The following is a 24,454-nucleotide window of genomic DNA, read 5'->3' as shown; positions in this document are numbered from 1 at the left end:
GATGAATATCCGCATTTTTGAAAATGAAGAAGATTTGAACGCCACAGGTGCTGGCCTCATTGCCAGCTTGTTGCAGACCAAGCCACGGGCTGTATTGGGGCTCGCGACAGGAAGTTCTCCTGTAGGCATATATAAACAGCTTATTACGTTGTACCAGAAGGGACTGGTCAGCTTCTCACAGGCTTCTTCTTTTAATCTGGATGAGTATGTCGGACTGCCAACAGAGCATCGTGAAAGCTACCGCAGTTTTATGAATGAACAATTATTCCATCATATTGATATGGATCTTGCCAGAACGCATGTGCCTGATGGGCAGGCTGCCGATTTGGAACAGGAATGTAACTCCTATGAACAGCGGCTGGACGATCGTGGACCGGTAGATCTTCAACTGCTGGGCATCGGACATAATGGTCATATTGGCTTCAATGAACCGGGAACTGAACTTACAGGACGAACGCATGTCGTGGATCTGAAAGACGAGACGCGTAAGGCAAATGCACGTTTCTTCGACAGCATCGATGAGGTTCCGGCTCAGGCGATTACAATGGGTGTCGGTACCATTTTAAAAGCCAAACAGATTCTGCTCATTGCCCGTGGAGAGGAAAAAGCCGAGATTATCCGCGAAGCCTTCATGGGGCCAATCACAACGGCCTGTCCAGCATCGCTTTTGCAATGTCATCCAAATGTGGTGGTATTGCTGGACCGTGCAGCTGGGAGGCTGGTGAGATGACCGAGGAGAATAGCCGTGTTAGCGGCGGCCAGCGTGATGAAAATATTTCGCTTCTTCGGGGCAAGCTGCTCCTTGCAGATGAAATATTGGAAGACGGTGTAATAGCCTGGAGGGATGGGGAAATCCTCTATGCCGGGATACCGGAAGGTCTTCCTGAACGGATTCGGAGCGAGGCTTTGCCGCTGTCAGTACCGGAACGTGGTCTCATTGTGCCTGGATTCATTGATATCCATGTGCATGGTGGGAACGGAGAAGACTTTATGGATGCAAGCCCTGAGGTGTTGGACAAGATCACTTCTTTCCATAGTACCCAGGGCACAACAGCGATGCTTGCGACTTCCATGACCGCTCCAAAAGAGCGCCTGGACAGCGTACTTGCTGAAGTTGACCGCTATCGTTCGAGTGAAATGCCATATGCACAGCTTGAGGGTGTGCACCTGGAAGGTCCGTTTTTTAGTCCGAAATGGCCTGGCGCGCAAAATCCAGAACACATCATTCTGCCTGATGTTTCTTGGCTCGAAGCATGGGAGAAGCAATATCCTGGCCTGGTCCGTCAAGTTACATTGGCACCGGAACGTGAAGGCGCGCTGGAAGTCATCTCATGGCTGCGTGAACAACGGATTACAGCGGCACTTGGCCATACAGATGCGACCTATGAAGAGGTGGAGCGGGCAGTAGAAGCTGGACTGCATCATGCGGTACATACATTCAATGCCATGACACCATTGCACCACCGGCTACCCGGAGCTGCCGGAGCTGTACTGAGTGATCCGCGTATCAGTGCCGAGGTGATTGCCGACGGCATTCACGTGCATCCTGCGGCGATATCAATACTCGCTCAATTGAAGCAACATGATGATCAACTTGTGTTGATCACAGATGCCATGTCTGCTGCGGGACTGGATGATGGGGAATACAAGATCGGTGACCTGCCCGTAATCGTGAAGCATGGCGAGGCCAGACTGAAGGACGGCGGCGCATTGGCGGGAAGCACACTGACGATGATTCGTGGTTTCCGTTACCTGGTACAGGAAGTGGGCCTGAGCCTGAACGCTGCATCACGTGCAGCAAGTCTGACCCCGGCACGCCTGCTGGGCATTGATTACCGGACAGGTTCCTTATCCCAAGGAAAACAGGCAGATATCGTTTTGCTGAATGCGGAGCTGGATATTGAGGGTGTATGGGTGAAGGGCAGACGGATAGGTGAGTCATATTAGATTTAGAAAATTAGTATCGTGCTAATAACTCTCATTTGTGATGCATCGGTTTTCGGAGTTAAAACTTGGCTTCTATCTGTGGAGAGGCAACACCTTGCGCAATATGTTAAAATAGATCTCAAAAAGACGGGATCTGCGGATCACGCATAACGGAGGCGTGAAACATGGAACGTAACGCTATGCTCGAACATGATCCGTTCATCACAGTGTTGGCGGAGAAGTTGCACATACACGGATATTATGCCTTTTATGGCGAGCATTACAATGAGACCGATATGGAGCAGTACCGCAGGCATCTGTTCACATCATTCAGCAACATCGTATGGGTAGAGCTGGATGCACGCAAAAAGTATATGATTGTGGATCATCGTGGACGCAACACGGTCATGAAATTGATTGAAGGTATGCTGAACACACGTAGAACGCTGCGGGCGAATCAGGCAATGGCAGGTACGGACACCTCTGGAGTCCAGCAGGAGATCGCACATTTATCCAAGCTTGTGCACATGCTGCAATTTACGACTTTCCGCACATAAGTGATGAGTAACAACGCAAAAATGAAAAGTAACACTAAGAATAATAAGAACAACCACCACAAGAGTATACATGAGTAACTAGGAAGAGTTATAAGTGAAGTTTCAAGAAAGAATGAACTAGGATATTGAGAATAACATATCACTACGATTCCATTCTCATAAGTAGTCTTCTCCGTAGGCCGCATAGCGCTAACGAACCTGTGAAGCCTTATTTCAATGATTTTGCAGTCATAGAAAATGTAACGAATCTCAGACACGCTATTTAATGCAATTTAGCGATATTTCGGTACTTAAACATGTCTACAGCGCAAATAAGATGTCTACGATTCGTTAGATTTTCAAACCTGCGAAATTTCGAGTAATAAGGTGTGTGAGGTTCTTTAGACGACAGTTGTGCAATCTCTATGAAAGCTATGTGTCGGGCATAGATAGTAAACGATTAAACGAAAGAGAGAGTCCTGTCATCGCTGACAGAACTCTCTTTATTTGCTTTTTACAATATACAACGACTCTTCATTCAACAACACACATTCTCTATATAAGCAGTCATCTAAACGAAGTCACAAAACTACTGAACAGCGTCCGAACATCATACTGATACTTGTTGATCGTCTCAATAGGACGGTTCTCTCCGAGAAGAGTGTAGACGGCGATCCGTGCTGCCCGGACCGAATATTCTTCCGTGAATACCACGTCATCGGGAATTTCGCAGAATTGGCTGATGAAGGCCAGGTTGGTTGAGCCTTCAGGCACAACCTTTGGTCTGTCGCTGTTCAATCTAGGCATGAATTGCGCTGTAATGTAAGGCATCATGCAAGGAATGCAGTTGGCGGTAGCCATGATAGCCTCTTGATGTTCTTGGAAATGAAGATGTCCAATCAACTCCTGCATAATCTCTTCCCCGGTACAGTCGCACATTCTTTTCTTCACGTAGTCGCCCACGTTATCCGGGTATAATCCGTATCCCCAGAATACTTTTACATGCTCCGGCTGACCGCGGAAGTGCGGTTGAAAGGCCAGAACAACAGACATGAGCCAGCTGGAATCCTTGAAAGTAACCAGAGCCCCGGTGCCTGCCCGGTTGCGTGTGAATTTCTCCATCAGATCGAAGAAGACCGAATCCTGGAAGGTGACCGTAAACGATTCCCATTTGGACTCATGCACATGATCATTAAAAGAAGAAGGGTTGCCTAGCATCGGTTTCTTGGCGGCAATGTTCTCCCACAGTTTCCATGAGCTGCCCTTACCGTTCAGTTTCGGTGCGGAAGTCATCGAGCCAATATCGGCCCCTTCGGTCATCGAACCGTTTGTGACAATGACCAGGTCGCCTCCGTTGATGTCGATAATCTCCTCGGCACCGTTGCGTCGAACATGCATCCGACTTACCGTAATGCCGTCGCCGTCTTTGAAGTCCAGATCCGTGACGGTACATTTCAGCGTGAAATCTACGCCAAACGATTCCAGGTAGTTATGCAGTGGCAGGATGATCGAGTCATACTGGTTGAACGGTGTGCGGGTAACACCTTCCAGCGTCTGAATTCTTGGGAATTCGTGAAAAAAGCGGAGCATATATCTTTTAAATTCCACGGCGCTATGCCAAGGTTGGAAAGCGAAGGTGGTCGCCCACATATACCAGAAGTTCGTTTTGAAAAAATGAGGGCCAAACCAGTCGTTGATTCGCAATTTACCCAGCGTGTCTTCAGGCGTAATAATCAGTTTGCCCATCGCCAACCGGTCCGCCATATCAAAACCCATGGAGAGCACATCTTCGACCTTGCCGTCACGGTTGATGAGCCGCGCATTGGAATGTGTGGGATTGGCATCGTCAAATTCGGTGATTTCCTGTCGGACAGATATGCCCGGACGGTCGATGGAAGGGATGGAAGCCAGCAGCTCCCACAGATTCTCATAGGCCTCGTCATTGAGCATCCGCCCGCCACGGATGATATATCCTTGATCGGGATTACCAGCTCCGTCATTGCTGCCGCCGAGAATCGACATTTCTTCGATAATATGAATATGTTCTCCAGGAAAGCCACAATCTCTGACCAGATAAGCCGCACCCGCCAAAGATGCAATGCCGCCGCCTACAAAATAGACCTGTTTATTACCATGTTCTTTCTTCACGATCATTCGCCTCCAAAAGTTACTGTAATCACATTCTTAATGTAAACCTTGCAGGTTCCGTAAGGTATGATCAAAAGAACGGGAGTGTCCAATTTTTGGTCACTTTTGGAAAAGTGTCTAAAACCTAGGGTTAGGCCACATGTAAAAAAGCCGCGCATCCTTAAGTGGATGGCAGCTTATTCTCATACCTGTGCAGTGCCCTCAGGACATTACCTTCGATTAGCTCACTGAGCTTCTCAATAATTTGTTTTGGCGGTTCTTGCATGTCGCCCCTCATCCACTGAATGATCAGCCCAGTAAAGGCCAAGGTATAGAAGTTGGCGACAAACTCTTTGTCTTCACCGCGGACCTTAATCCCACAGGCCAGCTCATCAATAACACCCATAATCAAATCATGGGTTACTTCATAGAGGTATACATCCAGATGGGTACGCCCGAGCGAGTTTAGTGTGTTGCAGCAGAACGTTTTGTTGTTCTCGATGTAGCAAAAGATTTTATAAAATCCGTCCGTCCATGTGCTGTAGCTTCGGTACTCCGTAAGACTTTCCACCGCTTCAGTCTGATAGATCCACCCAAGCAGCGCGTAAATATCCTGAAAATGATAATAAAAGGTTTGCCGATTCACGCCACAATGATCCACCAGATGTTTGACCGTAATCTTGTTCAGTGGAGTATGCTCCATAAGTGATTTAAGCGAGTGAGCCAGCGCATGTTTGGTTAGGTGAGAAGCAGACACAACAGTCACCTCATCATTTTGGATTAGCTTGCTGGGCGCAACAGCAGGTGAACACTCATGGCAAAAGCCCCGCAGCGAAGTCCCGAGTATAAGTAAGTCAAAACGCAGGAATCCCGAAAGACCCTTCCATCCAGAAATACCCCTGTAGCTATCAATCATCTTCTTTACCCGATCCACATCATACTCCATAAGGTACATTCTAAATACTAAATATCAATCGCTTCAAACAAACTCCTAAAGGCCACTTGTGTTGTCTCTATCACAATCCCTTAAAAGTTAACCGTCGTCTAAAACCAGTCACAATAAAGCAACCATGGTAAAAGCCTGAAACCTAGTGAAGGAGACGTACTTGATCTAAAAAAACGGCTGATAAGGTCGCGTATATTATCTCTATGACACTAAACCATTAAAACCGAGACCCCGTCTATAAAATCAGTCATAGGAAGAACGATAACGAAGTTATCGAGAAAAAAACGAAAAAAACGAAAAAAACGAAAAAAACGAAAAAGTGTTCAGCAACCCATCGTTAAGGTAATCTATCACACTAACCCATCCAAGTTAGACCCATTCCTTCGAAGCAGCCATAATAAGCAAACTGTACGCAATGATCGATACAAAATTCAAAGAAACGGCCTGTAAGGTCACCATGTTGTTATCTCTAATACGCTAACCCATTTTAAAGTAAGTCTCCATCGTCTCCATCATAAAAAGCAGCCATGAAAAAAATTACAATTTCACCAAAGAAACAAGAAACAAGAAACAAGAAACAACTTCACCAAAAAAACAAAAAAAAGAAACAAATAAATCAAATAAATAAAAAAAGACGACCCGAAGGCCGTACTTTGTTCTCCCCATTACACTAACCAATCAATAGTTAGGCTCAATCTTAAAATCAGTCTGCGACAAGCTGCAACGTAGTGAAGGGGACGAAATCGATTCTGAAGAAGCGGAGCGTTCGCCTTTATCGTCGGATTTTACCCTTTGAGAAGGGGAATTCAAAAAATCCGGGGATAACAGCGATCAAAAGAACGATTCGGCCCCGGAACGTCCACTCAGCACGCCCTCATGAACTGGTTTTAAACACGATGACTACAAACTCTTCAAAAACTGAACAATCGTCAACAACCCTTTATCAAAGTTCTCCAGGTTGAAGTGCTCGTTCGGAGCATGCAGATTCTCATCCGGCAAGCCGAATCCCATCATGACAGCAGGGATTTCGAGTACACGTGAGAGTTTCTCAACAATCGGAATGGAGCCACCATCTTTGGTAAAGAGGGCACGAACGCCATACACGTGCTCATACGCATCTGCCGCTTTTTGCAGAATTGGATTGGAAGGATCGGTATTGAAAGCAAAAGCTTTCTCGATCTGTTTCACATGCAGCGTTGCACCCGGTTGAACGTGAGCACGCAGATGTGCTTCGATACGATCCAACACATGCTGTGGATCTTGATCCGCAACAAGGCGGCATGTAATTTTGGCGTGAGCTTCCTTCGGAATAACCGTTTTGCTACCTTCGCCCTGGAAACCACCCCATACGCCGTTCAGTTCCAATGTTGGACGAGCGCCCACACGTTCCACGAACGAGTAACCTTCTTCGCCGTACAATTGCTCCAGTCCGAGGTCCTGACGAAGCTGTTCTTCATTGAAGCCTTGTTTCATAAATTCTTCTCTCATCTCAGGAGACAGTGGCAGAACGCCGTCGTAGAAACCGTCTACACTCACACGACCTTGCTCATCATGCAGCGAAGCGAGCAGGGACACGAGTGCATGCAGTGCGTTAGGTACACCGCCACCGAATGAACCGGAGTGCAAGTCGGTATTGGCTGTGTTCAGATCTACGTGAAGCGAGCAGAGGCCGCGCAGGCCAGTGGAGATCGCCGGTTTACCTTTTTCAAGCAGGGATGTATCCGAGATCAGTACCATGTCTGCACGCAGCTTGTCCGTATTGTCATTCAGATAGATGGGCAAGTTCGGGCTGGAGATTTCCTCTTCGCCTTCAATGCAGAACTTGATGTTAACAGGCAGTTCTTTGTTTTCGGCGAGAATAGCTTCTACTGCCTTGATATGTAGGAAAATCTGTCCTTTATCATCTGTTGCACCACGGGCAAACAGCTTGCCATCACGAACGGTAGGTTCGAAAGGAGGTGTCTCCCACAGATTAAGCGGATCAACAGGTTGAACATCATAGTGTCCATAGATCAGAGCTGTCGGTTTGCCCGGTGCATGCAGGTGATCTGCATAGACAATCGGATGTCCAGCCGTTTGAATGACCTCTACGTTTTCCATACCTGCACGTGTGAGAGCATCTGCTGCCCATTGTGCTGCACGATTAACATCCTCTTTATGCTCGGAAATGGCGGAAATACTCGGAATGGACAACCATTCATTCAGTTCTGCCAGGTGTTTTTCTCTATTTTGTTCAAAATAAGTCTGTTCTTTCATTAAAAAGGCCTCCTTCATGTTTGCTTTATCTCATTGTAATCCATTTTGCCATGTTAATAAAACATTGGTTAAAAAAATGATCGGTTACAGATCGTTTCATTCACCTGTAGATTGTGCGTATAATACAAGAAAAGGATTTCATCCATATATTCTCATATGTATTTTTCATTCATCCAACAAGGGGAGTTGAGGAAGTTTCCATGACAGTCAGACCCGATGCAAGCAGGCAGGTGAGCAACGATGGAACCGACTAGGAGCGATCGAATATTTGGCAGATTTAAGCGTTTATCCGATTTGAAGGCAGGAAGACATAAAGGACGATTTTATCGAAACAGTCTCATACTGATTTTACTCATTGCCAGCATTCCCGGGCTAATCACAGGTATCGTCATGTATCAACAGGTGGTTGGACGGATGGAGACCGAATTCAATCGGATGCATCAGAACCAGATCGAGAATAGGGCACGCAATGTGGATGATCAGCTGGCTTATCTGGAGATGAACTTATCCCATTGGGCTTTTGAACCGAGGTTTGGCAATGCTTTGCGGACGCTGGATTTTGTATATTATTTCAATGAAACGCAGGAGATTGTCACTACATTATATGTATTGCAAGGTTCCCACCCGCTGATCAGGTCAGCACAGCTGTATTTGCAGGAGCCGAAGCCGATCTTGTTTAATCGGGATTATACCGAATTGAAAGATGAAGCCAAGATACAGGCATATGATCGATACCTCTCCATGGGCAACCACGTGTACTGGACAGACTGGGTTTCCAGCATCAACAGAGATACCGCACCTTCGACCAACGACAGTCTACTGCATACGGATGCAGGCAATGCACTGGTTCTTGTACATAAGATTCCGGGGGAGAGCATTAATCCATTTGGCGCACTAATTATTACGTTGGATAACGAAAAAGTCGCCAGTTTGTTGAAAACGCTTACTCCATACGACGAAGGGCTAACGTTCCTCATGGATCAGGAAGGAAACACACTGGTTACCGGTAATCCGGGAACGGCGGGAGAGAACTCTGCTTTTGAGCAGCAGCTAAAAGAAGAAGTGGCCCTGCATGCGGACAGCCGTTCATTCCTGTTCCGATATGAGGATCAGACCTATTCCGTCTCGTACGGCTCATTGAGTCGAATTGATTCGGACTGGACCTATGTTTCCGCTGCGCCTTTGACATCAGTCACTTCGCCAGTCAAGCTGGTATCCAAAATCATCGTCATTGCGAGTATAGGCAGTCTCATCCTGGGATTATTGTTATCCTGGTTTGCTTCACGCCGTATCTATTCGCCTGTAGCTCGTATGCTGCATCTGCTTACGCCTGGCCGAAACGAAACAACACCAACCGATGCCAAGCTGGACGAGTTTGAGTTGCTGGAGCAACAGTGGAACGAACTGACCTCCCGCAGTATAACGGCACATCGCCAGTTGCAGGAGCAGCTTCCTCATCTGCGCGACAGCTTTGTTTTACAACTTGTGCAGGGGCATCTATACGCCTATAACGAGCAGGATCTTCGGCAGCGGATGCGTCATCTCGGCTTTGAACTGGAGGGCCAGCAGTTTTTGCTGGTGCAGATGTATTTTACAGGATATGAGCAGCTGCAAGGCAGATTTGGAAGCCAGGACACGGGACTGGTTACTTTTGCAGCAGTGAATATTACTCAGGAAGTCGCCAAAAATGTTTTCAGGCAGATCAGTGTTATGAACTTTCACGACCTGTCTTCAGCCATGCTTGTGATTGCTCCTCAGGACGAACCTGTGAAGTCACAAGCGATGTTATGGGGGCAGGAGCTTGTGGAGGTCATCGGAAGAACACTCAAACTGAAGGTGACTTTGATGATCAGCCGCCCAGCAGCTTCACTTCAGGAACTGCCCGGACGATTCGTCGAAATGGAACAGGCCGTGGCTTATCGAAGTGTGGAGGAAGGAAGTCAGATTCTCGATCTGGAGGATGAGGCGTGTTTCCGCAGTAATGAAGCAGCTTCCTATCCGCTCGGGTTGGAACGTGAGTTGCTACAGGCGGTCAGACTGGGCAAACAAGCCGAAGCGGAACGTGTGCTGGAGCAATTCATGAGTGAGATTACGCGGGCAGGAAGTACCGAATTCCAAGTTCAGCAGATGATGCTGCAATTGCTCGGCAGTATTCAGCACATGATGCTGCAAACAGGGGTCACACCTTATAAGCTGTTTGGTGGTAGCAACATGTATGAGCGATTATCCGGAATTCGTGAACCTGTACAGATGAAGCAATGGATGATGAATGAGGTGTTCTTACCTTATATACAAGAGGTTGAGGTACGATCGCAGGAACCGCTGAAGCTGGTGGTGGAACGAACGATGTTGTATATCGATACGCATTACCGCAGCGACATTTCGCTGGAAAACTGTGCTGACGAGGAGCAGATGACACCCTATGCACTGAGCAAGGCATTCAAACAGGTATCGGGCATCAATTTTATTGATTATTTGACACGTGTGAGAATGGATGCGGCGAAGCAATTGTTACGGGAGACAACGATGAAAATTAATGATGTTGCGGCGGCTGTGGGATATCAGCACAGTTATTTTAATCGGATCTTCAAGAAACAGGAGGGAGTTACGCCGAGTCAATATCGCGATCAATGGTTTGCACAATAACCGTTCATACGTCTGTCATTTCTGACCGGCATCCGGCTTTAGCGGATGTCGGTTGTTTCTTTTTCTACCCTGATACAAAGAAAGATAAACCCGCAAAAATGTGCAATTCTACCTGCTACGTTATGTTCAATTTCTTGTGAGAATGGCGTTATAGCGGGCTTTTCGGCCAATGTGCCGGAGCAATGCAAAAAATGAAGGTTGCCGGAAACCAGGCGTCTGTATAGTCTGAGTATCAGGTTAATTGATAACGCTTACATTGCTGAGGAAGGGGAGACATGATGAACGGGAAGACGGACTGGAATACCAACGGCACTGCAACCACCCAAGCGGATAGGGCCACAAGGCCCATGAGACGAGAGTCAAATTGGAAAAGGCAGATCAAACGAAACAAATGGTTATATGTGCTTGTGCTTCCCGGCTTTTTGTACTTTGTCATCTTTAAATACTTGCCCATGTGGGGGATCGTCATTGCCTTTCAGGACTACCAGCCTTTCCTGGGCATCCGGGAGAGCAGCTGGGTTGGGCTAGAGAACTTTACGAACTTCTTCTCCAACCCGGACTTCTTTCGACTATTACGCAATACGCTGGTCCTGGCCCTGTATGATCTCATCTTCTTTTTCCCGGCACCGATCATTATCGCCTTGTTATTAAATGAAATTCGGGTCGCTTTCTTCAAAAGAACGATTCAAACACTGGTCTATGTCCCCCATTTTGTATCCATGGTGATTATCGCCAGTATCACGTATGTGTTCCTGACCCCGCAAGGCGGGGTGTTATACGACCTGATCGCTTGGATTACAGGCAAGCCTATTGATGTACTCTCCAGTCCGGGTTCGTTCCGTCCGCTCATTATTGTTCAGATGATGTGGAAGGAGATGGGATGGGGAACAATCATTTTCCTTGCAGCCCTCGCAGGTGTAGATACGGAACAATATGAAGCCTCCATTGTGGATGGCGCAGGACGGTTACGGCGGATGTGGCATATCACGCTTCCCGCGATTCGTACGACTATTGTCATTTTGCTCATTCTCAGACTGGGGAACTTCCTCGATACCGGATTTGAGCAAATCTATCTGATGACCAACTCTCTCAACCGGGATGTCGCTGACGTATTTGATACGTATGTGTACACGGTGGGGATTACGCAAGGTGCATTCAGTTACAGTACCGCTGTTGGACTATTCAAGTCTGTAGTGGGGATCATTCTGGTGCTTGGCAGTAATAAACTTGCGAAAAAATTCGGTCACCCCGGAATTTATTAAGGAGGAGCGCCCATGAACAGCCGTCTATACAACAGCCCTGCCGGCAAGGTATTTGATATCTTCAATTACGTCATGCTGGGGATTCTGGGCATATTAACCGTCCTTCCTTTCCTGTATATTATAGGGAATTCTTTCGCAACGGAAGCCGAGATTACCGAACGCAGTTTCTTCCTCATTCCGAAGGTGTTTTCCTTCAGCGCGTATGAGTATATCTTTTCTTCGTCCACGATCTTTCGCAGCATTGGCGTTTCCATTTTCATCACGGTGGCAGGTACACTGGTCAATCTGTTCTTCACATTAACGATGGCCTATCCACTATCCAGAAGTGACTTCTGGGGCCGTAACGTCATGATGAACATGGTGATCTTCTCGATGTTATTCGGCGGTGGTATGATTCCAACGTATCTCGTCATTCGTGGACTGGGACTGCTTGATTCCTACTGGGCACTTATGCTTCCTGGCGCGATCAGCGCTTTTAACTTAATTGTTGTCAAAAACTTTTTTCAGCAAATGCCGCCCGGGCTGGAGGAAGCGGCCCGCATCGACGGCTGTTCGGATCTCGGCGTGCTGTGGCGAATCGTTCTGCCTTTATCGAAGCCGGTGATTGCCACGTTCGCGTTATTCTACGCCGTGGGACATTGGAATAACTTTTTCTCGGCACTGCTGTACATTTCCGATAGTGACAAATGGCCGCTACAAGTCATGCTCAGACAGATCGTATTGCTCTCGCAGGCCAGTGTCGGAGATATGGCGAACATGGACCCCAATTTTGTACAGCCACCAGAGCAGTCGATCAAAATGGCGGTGATCGTTGTAGGTACCATTCCAATTTTGTTGGTGTATCCGTTTTTGCAGAAGCATTTTGCCAAAGGTGTCATGTTAGGTTCAATCAAAGGCTAAAGCCAAGGGGGAGAACGTATGGGACAAAAAACGGGATTCAAAAAAGGTGCACTGTTACTCTCTGCGTCACTGGTACTGAGTACGATTCTGGGCGCATGCTCCACGGAAAAAGCAGGTTCAGGAACAGCTGCGGGTGGAACTGTCGAAATTACCATTATGCTTCCGAACTTTGAAGCGGAGAATCCGCCGGAGAACAGCCCGGTCATCCAGAAGCTTGAAGAATTGACCAAGGTGGATGTGAACCTACAGTGGGTGCCGAGCAGCTCGTACGAAGACAAATTCAACATTACACTGGCCTCGGGAAAGCTACCCCAGATTATGGTGGTGTTAGGGAAGTCCCCAAGTTTCATTAATGCGGCCCGAACCGGGGCATTCTGGGAGCTTGGTCCTTATCTGAAAGACTATCCGAATCTGAGTCAAATGAATGAAATCATCACCAACAATGCATCCATCGATGGCAAAACCTATGGGATCTACCGGGCACGCGCCTTAGGACGGAATGGGGTCACAATCCGCAAAGATTGGCTGGAGAATCTTGGGCTGGAAGAGCCGAAGACGATTGATGAATTTTACAATGTATTGAAAGCGTTCACGAAGGATGATCCGGATGGTAATGGCAAGGATGATACGTACGGTCTGGTTGCCAGCAAATTTACGGGTCCGTGGGATAACATGCAGGTATGGTTCGGTGCGCCGAACAAATGGGGAGATGATGGCAGCAGTGGTCTGATTCCGGCGCATGAGACACCTGAATACATGGAAGCACTGAAATTTTTCCGTCAAATCTATAGCGAAGGTCTGGTGAACAAGGACTTTGCCGTGATGGATGCAACGAAACTGCCTGATCCATTTGTGAATGGGCAAGCCGGTGTCATGGTGGATGTAGCAGATAATGCGCAGCGCATGGATCAGAAAATACTCGATAAAGACCCTAATGCGACAGGACGTGTGGATGTGCTGCAAGCGATGGAAGGTCCAAAGGGACTGCGTGATATGCCAACGTCTGGCTACTCCGGCCTGATTGCCATTTCCAAAAGCAGTGTCAAAACGGAAGAGGACCTGAAGAAGGTGCTGAGCTTCCTCGATCAGCTGAATGAACCGGAATTACAGGCATTGTTGTACAACGGACTGGAAGGCAAGCAGTATGAGAAAAAAGAAGACTACATCGTACCAAGCACTGACAAGCTTGCACTCCGCGACCTACAAGGCTTAAATCAGATTTTGATGTTTGTGCCAGAAGACAGGACGCTTCGCGTCCAACAGACACCTGTCCGTGAAAAGGTTGCACAGGTGCAGAAAGCCAACGAAGAGATTGTCATCGCCAATCCTGGTGAACCGCTGATCTCTGATGTTTACGCCCAGAAAGGACCACAGCTGGACAATATCATTAACGATGCACGGATCAAATATATCGTAGGCCAGATTGATGAGAAAGGGTTCGAAGATGCTGTTGCTCTGTGGAAGAACAATGGCGGAGACGATTATGTCAAAGAAGTTAATGAACTGTACGCTGCATTGAAGTAGTCGTATAAGCCAGAGCCCGGCAGCCGTGCTTTCAGTGTAGCGGAAACAGCCGGGCTTTTTCTTATCGCTGTAATGACTAGATGCGCGAACCAAATTTCATCCAACTTTCTGGAAAATATGACTTCCTGAATATGGTTTTTGATGTATAATCAAAACAAAACAAACCTATTTGAACTGAAATGAACGTTATTGGTAAAGCTGGACGACCACTCTTGAACAGGCAGGGAGGAAGGCAACATGTGGAACGGGGATGCATTTGACAATCCTGAGGCGCAGTACCGGGTTCATCCCTTTTGGTTCTGGAATGGGGATATGGAAGAAGAACAGATTAAGCGGCAAGTGGCTGAGATGGCGGCGCAAGGTGTAGGTGGATTCTTCATCTGTCCACGTCAGGGACTACAGATTCCCTATCTGTCGGAAGCGTGGTTTGATAAGGTGCGGATTGCAGTGCAGGCAGCTGCCGATCATGTCATGCAGGTATGGTTATATGACGAGTATCCCTATCCGAGTGGAATGGCTGGCGGGGAAGTGACCCTTGATTTTCCTGAAGCGAAGCAGCGTCAGCTCGTGCATCATCAGTTGGTGGTTCAGGGCGGAGAAGCTGTGGATCTGGAGTTGCCATGGGGACGAGTCTTGGTTGCCAAGGCGATTCCCAAGGACTCCGAGGGCAAGCGTCTGTGGCAAGATTCCATCGATCTGCGCAGCAAAATCGGCAATATCCAGACCGATCAGGTCTATCAGGAGACCGGGCTTACATCGTATAACCGCAAGCGGTTCTTCACCTACCGAACAGCGTTCCGCTTGCTCTGGGATGTTCCCGCGGGTGATTGGGAGTTGATTATATTTCAGGAAAAAGAGATCGACGATTTCAAATATTACGGCAACTTTGTTGACCCTTGCCACAATGAAGCGATGAGCCGATTTATTGAACTGACACATGAGCGTTATAAGTCAGCGGTTGGAGATCAATTTGAAAGCGTGATCAAAGGCATGTTCTCGGATGAGATTGCACCACTGGGTCGTCTCCCCTGGTCTCCACAACTTCCCCGTTATTTCAGTGAGCGTTGTGGTTATAGTCTGATCGATTCGCTACCGGCCCTGCTATACGGTGATGTTCCAGACGCGCATCGGATTCGGTATGACTACTATCAGTCACTGCATCTGCTTCTAAGGGAGTCCTATCACAAACAGGTGCATGACTGGTGTGAGGAAGCAGGGATTCAGTATGCGGCTGAGGTGCCTGGCGTACGGATGACCACCCAGTTGTTCAGCCATATGCCAGGTGGTGATTCGGCACATGAGAAAATCGGACGGTCCTTATCGTGGATACTGGAACGATACGGTCAAAAGATGCGTGACAACCCCAAGATGGTCAGCTCGCTTGCCCGGCAATTGGGCCGAGACCGCAATCTGATTGAATGTTTTCACAGTGTAGGCTGGTCCATGACGCTGCAGGATGCCAAGTGGATGATTGATCGCATGGCTGCCATGGGCACCAATTTCTATAACTTTCACGCCTTTTTCTATACGATTGGTGGGCTTGCGAAGCATGATGCACCGCCGTCTCAATTTTTGCAGAATCCCTACTGGAAGCATTTCCGGCAGTTGGGGGATTACACCGGACGGTTGAGCTATCTCATGAGCACCGGAGCAGCAGATATTCGAATTGCTGTGCTTGATCCAACGACGACATTCTGGAGTCTGATGGGTAATCCGCTGCATGGATTCGAGTATAGCGGCGAGGACGAATTAGAACGCGCGCAACTGGAGCGCCTGACGAAGGACTGGATGCGGATTACTACCCATCTCCTCGAAAACAGACGTGATTATGACCACCTTGATCCCGAATTGTTGGCGGAAGCTGACTTAACGGATGGCATTATTCAGATCGGTATAGCCCGTTATGAGGTGTTGATCCTGCCACCGATGCTGAATCTGGAGGCCGCGGCCTGGGAACAAGTGAAGCGATTTATTCGGCAGGGAGGAACGGTCATTTCTGTTGGGATGCCACCGCATATTGCGATTCAGCCGGGAAGTCCGGAGGGAGATGAAGCTGCCCAGTTCTTTGGCGCGGGTGAGCAGCCGCAAGAGGTGTACTGGGGCCGTAGCGTGGCAACAGATCACGATAACCGTGAAACCATGTGGCATCAGGGTGAGGGGAATGCTTATTTTCTACCCGCAGGAACAGGGCAAGGAGATGACTTTTCGCTGGAGCTGATCTCCCTCCTGCTCGATCAGGTATTGCCCGAACCCATCTGCTGGATCATGGAGGAGGAAAGTGCATCTCTGCTGATGCAAACTCGTGAATTGTCGGCTGGAGAGCATATGGTTTTCTTGACCAATCAAGAGGGTCAGGACCTGAAGGGGCAATTGAAGCTGGTCGCCAAACAGCTGTGGGATGGAACGGAGCTGGCAGAGGGTGCTTGTCTCGTGGCAGAACGACTCGATCTGGAGACAGGGCAGCTTCAAGCCTTGCCGTATACGAGCAGTGGCGGGGAATGGTGTATTTCACTAACGCTGGCGCCATACGAAGCGAATGCTGTACGCCTTACTTTACAAGCTGCGAAGGAAGAGGCAGAACCAACGAAAGTGGATGTAGCAGAAAAAACGGGTTCGACGTTCATCAGAGTTCCTTCAGAAGGGCCATGGCGGATGGAAACGGTGCAGTCTAACATTTTGCGAATGGGACAATTCGATCTTCAGGCTTCCAATGCTAACGGAATAATTCTGGAAAGCCAGCATGTAGCTGTGAAACCGTTTATTGATCAGGCGGCAGAATTATCGGAACAGTATCCTCTGCCAGTCCAGTTTAATCAGGTATTTGGCACACCGAAAAAAGCATCCGTTGCTTACCCGATCGAGTGTCGATATACGACCACATTTGAGCTGAGAACCGCTTTGCCTGCATGTCTGTTATTCATGGACAGAGCGGCGATCTCGGGCAGTTGGTCCATGGAGATTAATGGGCAACCCCTTGAAAAAGAACAATTCGATCCAATCGAAATAACCGACCACAGTAATATAGCTTGTGATATCACCGAGCTGCTGCACAGCGGTCTCAACGAAATGACGGTGATCGTGCAGGTGATGAAAGATGAGGATGGCATCGTTGATCCCTTGTATCTACAAGGTAGATTCGGCGTGGAGTTCCATCATGAAGGCCTGGCTTCGCTCGTGCGGGAACCGGACACGGCCCTTCGCATTGGACCTGAACCGCAGCCGCTGTATCCCCATTTTGCCGGGGAAATAAGCTATAAACGCACGTTCTGGCTGGATGAGCCGGGGAAAGATGTTGCCACATTTGAACTGGAATTTAGCGATTGGCGGGTGCAGGATGTGACGGAAGTGCGGGTGAACGGACATAGTCTTGGTGTGCGATGCTGGTCTCCGTATCGCTGGAAGGGAGAAGCCTCCTGGCTTCGTTCAGGGGATAACGACATTGAAGTTCGCATTACCAACACGTTGATTGGCCTGCTGGAAGGTACGTATTTTGATTCGGAACATCATCGATTACAGGATGCAGGTCATGTACCTGCGGAAGAATTGAGATGAAGGAGTGAACGTATGAGTACAACCCAATCAGAACAACAAAGACTGGACCCGGTCTGGGTCGCGGATCAGGGAGACGGTACATACCGCAATCCGATTCTGCATGCGGATTATTCGGATCCGGATGTGATTCGTGTAGGAGATGACTTCTATATGACGGCATCGAGTTTCTCGCATACCCCGGGGCTACCGATTTTACATTCGAAGGACCTGGTGAACTGGCGGCTTGTCCGATATGCCATAGATCGGCTGGATCTGCCAGGATATGATGTACCTCTTCATGGCAAAGGCGTATGGGCACCCAGCATTCGGTATCACGACGGAAAGTACTGGATCTTCTTCAGCACACCGGATGAGGGCATCTTTATGACCACGGCCGATCACCCTGAGGGCGAGTGGTCGCCGCTGCATCTCGTTCATGAAGTGAAGGGCTGGATTGACCCTTGTCCTTTATGGGATGAGGATGGGCAAGCCTATCTGGTACATGCTTTTGCCCATAGTCGTAGTAGGATCAAGAGCAAAATTCAGGTGTGCCGGATGGCTGCGGATGGAAGGAAACTTCTGGACGAAGGCATGATCGTCTTTGATGGGACCGAACATCATCCGACCATTGAAGGGCCTAAGTTCTACAAGCGCGAGGGATATTATTATATTTTTGCTCCGGCTGGAGGCGTGAAGCCGGGGTGGCAGACGGTTTTGCGTTCCCAACAGGTATTTGGGCCCTATGAAGATCGAATTGTCATGCATCAGGGAGCTTCGTCGGTCAATGGACCTCATCAGGGAGGGTACGTGGAGCTGGAATCGGGGCAGTCCTGGTTTATTCATTTTCAGGATCGGGATGCCTATGGGCGAATTGTTCATCTTCAGCCGATGACGTGGACGGAAGACGGCTGGCCTATTATTGGAATAGACCGTGAAGGTCATGGAACGGGTGAACCTGTGGATGTGCACGTCAAACCGGATGTAGGAGCAGTCTATCCTATTAATGTACCTGATGTATCCGATAATTTTCAGTCTGATCATCTGGGGTTGCAATGGCAATGGCAGGCGAACTCCCGTCCCGAGTGGGCTGATGCAGGTACGGAAAGAGGACTGGTATTACCTGCTCATCCATACCCGGAGGGCATTCAGTCTTTGTTTGGCACACCTCATCTTCTCTTGCAGAAGCTGCCCGCATCTGAATTTGAAGCCACGACCAAGCTCACGTTCCTGCCTGGACAGGAAGGGGATCAGTCAGGTCTCATCATGTTTGGTGATTCGTATGCAAGCCTGTGTCTGTTACATACAGAAGACGGCACCATTCGGTTATCGTTGATTCGTGGAGCCAAACGTGCAGACAGCCATCTGCATGCAGATGAATGGGAGGAAACGGGACTGGACTGGGAGGGCCAGGGTTCGCATGTAACCGGCTGGACTATTCATCTTCGGCTCACCCTGACAGAACCTGCCTTGTGCCAGTTCAGTTGGAGTGAGGACGGAGCGGAGTTTCAGCCGATCGGTACACCGTTTAACGCCACAACAGCCCTCTGGGTTGGTGCGAAAATGGGTATCTTTGCTGTAAACACACGGTTCGCGAATCGTGGAGGTGAGGGTGTTTTTCGTTATTTTAACGTGAAGGAAATTCGGGACTAGGAAGTAAGCGCAGAAGCAGGAGGATGAGCAAGATGGGACATCGTATTCAGTTTGACCGTTATCCAGGTGGTGTGATGAAAGCGCTGACGCTCAGTTATGACGATGGAGTGGTGCATGATCGCAGACTGGTTAAAGTCTGTAATCGGTATGGCCTGCGGGGAACATTTAATCTGAACTCCGGTACCCTGGGTAATCCAGGTCGCATTGAGGTGGGGGAAGTCGCTGAACTGTATGCGGGGCATGAAGTGGCTGTTCATACGGTTACTCACCCTACGCTGCCTTATGTTCCGAATGAACTCCTGACCGAAGAGATTATGGAGGACCGAAAAGCATTGGAGCAGCTTGTCGGTTATCCGGTACGAGGCATGGCTTATCCCAATGGAGGGTATGACCGTGCGCTAAGTACAAAGCTGGAGTGGCTTGGTATCGATTATGCTCGTACCGTTGAATCACATGGCAGATACACGTTGCCAGACCGTCCCCTTGAATGGCATCCGACCTGCCATCATAACCATGATCTGGCGGCACATGCCGAGCGTTTTATCCAACATTCCAAAACAGGTACGCCACTATTGCTCTACGTCTGGGGTCACAGCTATGAGTTCAATGACAACGGCAACTGGGAGATCATCGAACAGTTCGGTGAGCAGATTGGCGGCAGGAACGACATCTGGTACGCGACGAACATTGAAGTGATTGCCTACTGGAAAGCGGTGCAACGACTGGAGTGTTCAGCTGATCGATCCATCATCCATAATCCGTCTGCCATCCCGGTTTGGTTCACGGCAGATCAGCAGGTTGTTGAAGTGCAAGGCGGAGAGACATTGCGGCTAAGCGAACGAATCAAGGTATAAGGAAGGGAGCTGACGATCATTCGTTATTTTCATGAGAACGAGGCGATTGCAGGCAAGGTGTACGAATCAATTCCGGATATATTGACTACGGTGGCTCAGCGTTATATTGGCGATCATCCGAAACATTCATTTTTGTTCAGAGCCTATCATCAGGGAGGTTTTCGCAGGCTGGGGGATTATCGCTACGACCTGAATCTGAATGAGAAATGCGTAGAGGCGCGTGCAGGGCAGTACGTGTATGTATGGGGCAAATTATGGAGCGAGCAGAATGCAACGTTAAATACAGGCCTGAACTGTTATAGTCCAGTGACGATCTATGTGAATGGTGAAGAGGTATTCAAGTCTGAGCTGTTGCAGGAATTATTTCCCGAGCGAAGAACCCAGATTCCGATTTCCGTTAACTATGGCTGGAATGATGTGTTGCTATGTTTTGTCAAAACAGAAGTGGGATTCGGCGGTATCTACGGAACAGCCTCGTTCAAAAATTTCCCGCTGCACTTCCTCACTCCTGGGGCAGATCGTCAGGGACAGGAGGGCTGGTTATATTCGGAACCCGTCGACGAACCTGTACTAGCTCTTCCTCGTGACGGCATGACGGAAGAAGAAACAGGTCTTACCTGGTATCCGCGCAAGGCGTGGACGGATGAGGAGCAGAGCGTGGGTTCTTTTGCCCGGATCTTCGGCACGGAACAACCAGCTGTGGCCTACGCATGGTCCAGATTGGATGTAACCTGGCCAGGAACATCACCAGTTATTTTAAAAGGTCGTCATGATGGAGCTTTGACCCTGTATGTGGGTGGCACGGAAGTATACTCTGCTGGAAGTAGTGGTAACTTCTGCGTTGAAGTCCCGCGCCGTTACGGCTCATCTGATCTGGTCGCGAAAGGTGTAATCCAGGCAGTCGGCGGCTCATGGGGATTCACGTTGGAAGATGCCGAGCGTTCGGGTTCCACAGGCTGGAGACTGAAATCGCCTCATCCGGTCGCGGGATGTTCTGACCCTTGGCTGTACACAGGTGTGTTTGCTCCCGGTGCTGAACCATCCCACACGGACATTGTGAGAACGGATACTGTGTTTGATGATGGCGCCCAAGGTGTATATTGGCGGGTAGACCTTCCCGATACACATGTTCGTCCCTATCTGGAGAATACACATTACGGGAAGTGGAATTATCCGCTCGGTGTCACCTTGCTTGGACTTCTCCAAACGGGACAGGAATTGGGTCGGGATGATTACATTCAGTATGTGCGGCAACATATTGAACTGAGCACTTCATTTGATCGCTACGGTCTGTGGGATCGGGAAGGATACGGTGCGGCAGGAATCAATAATCAACTGTCTGCCATAGACAGTCTGGATGATTGCGGTTCGTTTGGATCTACACTGCTCGCTGCGATGGAGTTGGGCGATATTCGTGGGGGAAGAGACACCGCGGATCGGATTGCGGGTTACATTACGGATGAGCAGGAACGTCTGGAAGATGGTGCCTTTTACCGGGTTCGTGGCAGTGGAGAGATGCATCAGGAGACGATGTGGTGTGATGACTTATACATGAGTACACCTTTTCTGATGCGGTATGGTCAGTTGACAGGTGATGGGGCGTATTGGGATGATGCGGTCAATCAGTTCCTGATGTTCCGTAAGTACCTCTATCTTCCTGAACAACAGATCATGTCCCATGTGTATGATTTTGTGCGTGGTCGGGCGACAGGTATTCCGTGGGGACGGGGAAACGGCTGGGTGCTATTCTCCTTAACCGAACTGTTATCCATCCTACCGAGTGATCATGTGAAACGGCCGGAATTGCTAAGTTTCTATCGTGATTTAAGTCAAGGTTATTTGGCGCTGCAAGGGGAAAATGGACTGTGGCATCAGGTGTTGAACCGCCCGGATTCGTATGAAGAGACTTCCTGTACATCCATGTTCATCTACGCTTACGCACGTGGCATTCGGGAAGGGTGGCTGGAACAGCCGGAGCCTTATCTGGAGGCCGTACGCAAAGGATGGGAAGGCATGACGCGCTTGTCGATTGATTACAAAGGCAATATATATGGGGTATGCCGAGGCTCCGGGTACTCGTTTACCGCCTTGTATTATCGCGATGATCTGGGTTGGAATCTGAACGATACCCATGGAATCGGCATTGTGCTCTTGGCTGGCATTGAGGCGCATAAAATGAACCAGCAGCTAAGCGAGGTGTCTTTCGATTCTTCGGTTACAGCCGCGCAGCGCTGATGTTTGACGCAACGGAACGGATGGATGTGGATAGCCTTCTATAGGTAGATAACCAGCTAAAGAAAGCGGCAATGCCCTCAGGCTTGCCGCTTTTAGTGTGATTTCAATCCCGAATCTGATCAGCATGATAGCAAAAACACACTAACCTTCACCCAATAATATGAATAACTGCATCATGAACACGGATCAAAATAATTCCAGCTGCTCCGGTCCTTCTTCCTGCTCTGGTTCAGTACGGTCAGGAAAAGGCTTCACCGGCAGGTCCAGCAGGTCCATCATCATCTGGGCATTCGCCGCTGCATCGCCACCGGAGTTGTTGTTAAAAATAACATAGACATCCTTGCTCTGCTCCTGCAATTGCTCCAGATATTCTTTCCACTCCAACAGCTCTTCCTTGTTGTAACGGTATAAATAACGGGTCTCGCGCCAATTGGGCGCACCATTCTGATGCCACCCGGACACATTGCGTCCGTGCATGCGTACCAGTGTCATCTCCGAATCCGTGGCCTGTGGCACGATGGGAATGGAACCTGGACCCGCCTGAGGTTCGTCACAGACGCTGTGAATCCAGCCTTGCTCTTTCAGGAACGCAAGCGTCCGCTCTCGCATGCCATCTTCATACCAGCTGCGATGACGGAATTCGAGGGCGCACGGAATACCCTCCATTCGAAGTTTCACTTCACGAAGCTCTTTCACGTTGTCCTTATTGCATTCAAACCAAGGTGGATATTGAAACAAGGCCGCCTGCATTTTGCCAGCTTCAATCACAGGCTCCAGTGATTCCCGAAAAGCCTTATACATCTCCGACGTGCTCGTGAAGTAGGGCTTGCCTCGCAGATGTCCTGTCATTCCCTGGTAGGCTTTGATGATAAAAGCAAAGGATTCGGGCGTCTCGGCAGCCCATCGTGCCATTCGATCCCGCGGCTGAACAGCGTAGAAGGAACTATCCACCTCCACGGTGGAGAAGTATTGTCCGTATAGACTAAGCTTGTCTTTGGCTTTGGTACGGTTCGGATAGAGATCTTCCTGATCCCCCCATCCGGTAAGTCCGATGTGAATCATAAGAACACCTCCTGTTGCTTTTTGAACAACCTCTTATACTTAACCGATTCGCAGGGTATGCGTATGTTTAACATTATATCGTGTGCATTTTGGCTCTTCAATGCGGGTGACTTACTGGAATTTTTTGAGTTTGCAGGATAAAGACGTTACAATAAATTAAAGCTTAGGGGAAATGATCAGGCCTGAACGACAGCGTATGACGGACAGTGGGGCCGATGACCATGTGGAGGGCGAGAATGGATGACGGAATGGTATGAAAAGAGTTTCGGAGAAGATTATCTTCTCGTATACAAGCACCGGGATGTGCAGGGTGCCTATCAGGAAGTACATAAAATGATCAATTGGTTGAAGCTTAAGCCCGATTCTGAAGTATTGGATCTATGCTGTGGTATGGGACGGCACTCACTGGCACTTGCTGATGCAGGGTTACGAGTGACCGGAGTCGATCTGTCCGATGTGCTTTTGCGTGAAGCCCGCCTAATGGATGACGAACACCGAGTATCTTGGTGTCATGCGGACATGCGTGAACTGCCGCTAAAAGGTGGCTTCGACGCCGTAGTTAATCTGTTCACATCGTTTGGTTATTTCCTGGAGGACGGAGAACAACTGAAAGTATTACGTGCCATTCATCGCATGCTTCGCCCGGGTGGCAGCTATATTATTGATTTTATGAACACGGCATATGTGACGCGTCATCTGGTGCCGCACTCGGTTCGAGAGGATGAAGGGCAGCGAATTGAGGAGTTCCGCAAGATTGAGGATGGATTTGTGCAAAAGGAAATTCGCATTACGGATACTACATCCGGAGATGAACCGCGGGTATATCAGGAGCGTGTGAAGTTGTACACACGGGATCAACTGAGTCAGATGTTAAGTGCCGCCGGACTGCGGGTAGATCAGGTCCATGGCGGCTACGATGAAGAGAAATATGACGAGCAGGCTTCTCCGCGCATGATTTTTGTGGGTCATCGTCCTGTGGAGTGAACAGAGAGCGTGTGG

At 48.9% G+C, this 24,454-nt stretch carries 16 protein-coding genes; 12 read left to right on the top strand and 4 right to left on the bottom strand.

Translation table 11 applies throughout. The features are described from left to right. Nucleotide 1: 1 nt before the first annotated feature. From nagB to PAHA3_RS27615, 3 genes are all read left to right on the top strand, one after another. Nucleotides 2-730: a glucosamine-6-phosphate deaminase gene (nagB, locus tag PAHA3_RS27625; protein WP_026081489.1), complete on the top strand. Its 729-nt coding sequence runs from the start codon at nt 2-4 to the stop codon at nt 728-730. Beyond that, nucleotides 727-1,947: an N-acetylglucosamine-6-phosphate deacetylase gene (nagA, locus tag PAHA3_RS27620; protein ID WP_062837849.1), complete on the top strand. Its 1,221-nt coding sequence runs from the start codon at nt 727-729 to the stop codon at nt 1,945-1,947. The genes nagB and nagA overlap by 4 nt, the downstream gene beginning before the upstream one ends. A gap of 164 nt (nt 1,948-2,111) precedes the next feature. Beyond that, entirely contained in the window at nt 2,112-2,483 is a 372-nt protein-coding gene (locus PAHA3_RS27615; RefSeq protein ID WP_062837848.1) for a hypothetical protein, read from the top strand. Nucleotides 2,484-3,029: 546 nt separating this feature from the next. Here the strand turns inward: PAHA3_RS27615 and PAHA3_RS27610 are convergent. The 3 genes from PAHA3_RS27610 to PAHA3_RS27600 all read right to left on the bottom strand — a co-directional run bounded on the left by PAHA3_RS27610 (nt 3,030) and on the right by PAHA3_RS27600 (nt 7,791). After that, a complete protein-coding gene (locus PAHA3_RS27610) occupies nt 3,030-4,616 on the bottom strand; it encodes an oleate hydratase (RefSeq protein ID WP_062837847.1) in 1,587 nt (528 codons plus the stop codon). 154 nt (nt 4,617-4,770) lie between these two features. After that, on the bottom strand, nt 4,771-5,346 hold the full coding sequence (locus PAHA3_RS27605) for a TetR/AcrR family transcriptional regulator (RefSeq protein ID WP_062838046.1): 576 nt from the start codon (nt 5,344-5,346) through the stop codon (nt 4,771-4,773). 1,089 nt (nt 5,347-6,435) lie between these two features. Continuing rightward, nucleotides 6,436-7,791, bottom strand: coding sequence for a dipeptidase (locus PAHA3_RS27600; RefSeq protein WP_062837846.1), 1,356 nt, complete (start codon nt 7,789-7,791; stop codon nt 6,436-6,438). Nucleotides 7,792-8,031: 240 nt separating this feature from the next. On the opposite strand from PAHA3_RS27600, the gene PAHA3_RS27595 reads away from it, so the two are divergent. From PAHA3_RS27595 to PAHA3_RS27560, 8 genes are all read left to right on the top strand, one after another. Further along, entirely contained in the window at nt 8,032-10,437 is a 2,406-nt protein-coding gene (locus PAHA3_RS27595; protein WP_082763034.1) for an AraC family transcriptional regulator, read from the top strand. 347 nt (nt 10,438-10,784) lie between these two features. Further along, nucleotides 10,785-11,699, top strand: coding sequence for an ABC transporter permease (locus tag PAHA3_RS27590; protein WP_062838045.1), 915 nt, complete (start codon nt 10,785-10,787; stop codon nt 11,697-11,699). A 12-nt stretch (nt 11,700-11,711) separates the two neighbouring features. Further along, nucleotides 11,712-12,599, top strand: coding sequence for a carbohydrate ABC transporter permease (locus PAHA3_RS27585; protein WP_017692544.1), 888 nt, complete (start codon nt 11,712-11,714; stop codon nt 12,597-12,599). Nucleotides 12,600-12,617: 18 nt separating this feature from the next. After that, nucleotides 12,618-14,123, top strand: coding sequence for an extracellular solute-binding protein (locus tag PAHA3_RS27580; protein ID WP_062837844.1), 1,506 nt, complete (start codon nt 12,618-12,620; stop codon nt 14,121-14,123). A gap of 237 nt (nt 14,124-14,360) precedes the next feature. Then, nucleotides 14,361-17,675, top strand: a complete 3,315-nt coding sequence (locus tag PAHA3_RS27575) for a glycosyl hydrolase (RefSeq protein ID WP_062837843.1) — start codon at nt 14,361-14,363, stop codon at nt 17,673-17,675. Nucleotides 17,676-17,687: 12 nt separating this feature from the next. Further along, entirely contained in the window at nt 17,688-19,304 is a 1,617-nt protein-coding gene (locus tag PAHA3_RS27570) for a glycoside hydrolase family 43 protein (protein WP_062837842.1), read from the top strand. A gap of 32 nt (nt 19,305-19,336) precedes the next feature. Further along, nucleotides 19,337-20,158: a polysaccharide deacetylase family protein gene (locus PAHA3_RS27565; RefSeq protein ID WP_062837841.1), complete on the top strand. Its 822-nt coding sequence runs from the start codon at nt 19,337-19,339 to the stop codon at nt 20,156-20,158. A gap of 57 nt (nt 20,159-20,215) precedes the next feature. After that, entirely contained in the window at nt 20,216-22,393 is a 2,178-nt protein-coding gene (locus PAHA3_RS27560) for a glycoside hydrolase family 88/105 protein (protein WP_235599583.1), read from the top strand. Nucleotides 22,394-22,579: 186 nt separating this feature from the next. Here PAHA3_RS27560 and PAHA3_RS27555 read toward each other — a convergent pair whose 3' ends face one another. Further along, on the bottom strand, nt 22,580-23,455 hold the full coding sequence (locus tag PAHA3_RS27555) for a DUF72 domain-containing protein (protein WP_062837839.1): 876 nt from the start codon (nt 23,453-23,455) through the stop codon (nt 22,580-22,582). Between the two features lie 240 nt (nt 23,456-23,695). Here PAHA3_RS27555 and PAHA3_RS27550 point away from each other — a divergent pair, with 240 nt between their 5' ends. After that, a complete protein-coding gene (locus tag PAHA3_RS27550) occupies nt 23,696-24,439 on the top strand; it encodes a class I SAM-dependent methyltransferase (protein ID WP_062837838.1) in 744 nt (247 codons plus the stop codon). Nucleotides 24,440-24,454: the final 15 nt, after the last annotated feature.

Source organism: Paenibacillus amylolyticus (genome assembly GCF_001570725.1).
Lineage (GTDB): Bacteria > Bacillota > Bacilli > Paenibacillales > Paenibacillaceae > Paenibacillus > Paenibacillus amylolyticus_A.
This window is presented reverse-complemented; position numbering and strand designations above follow the sequence as displayed.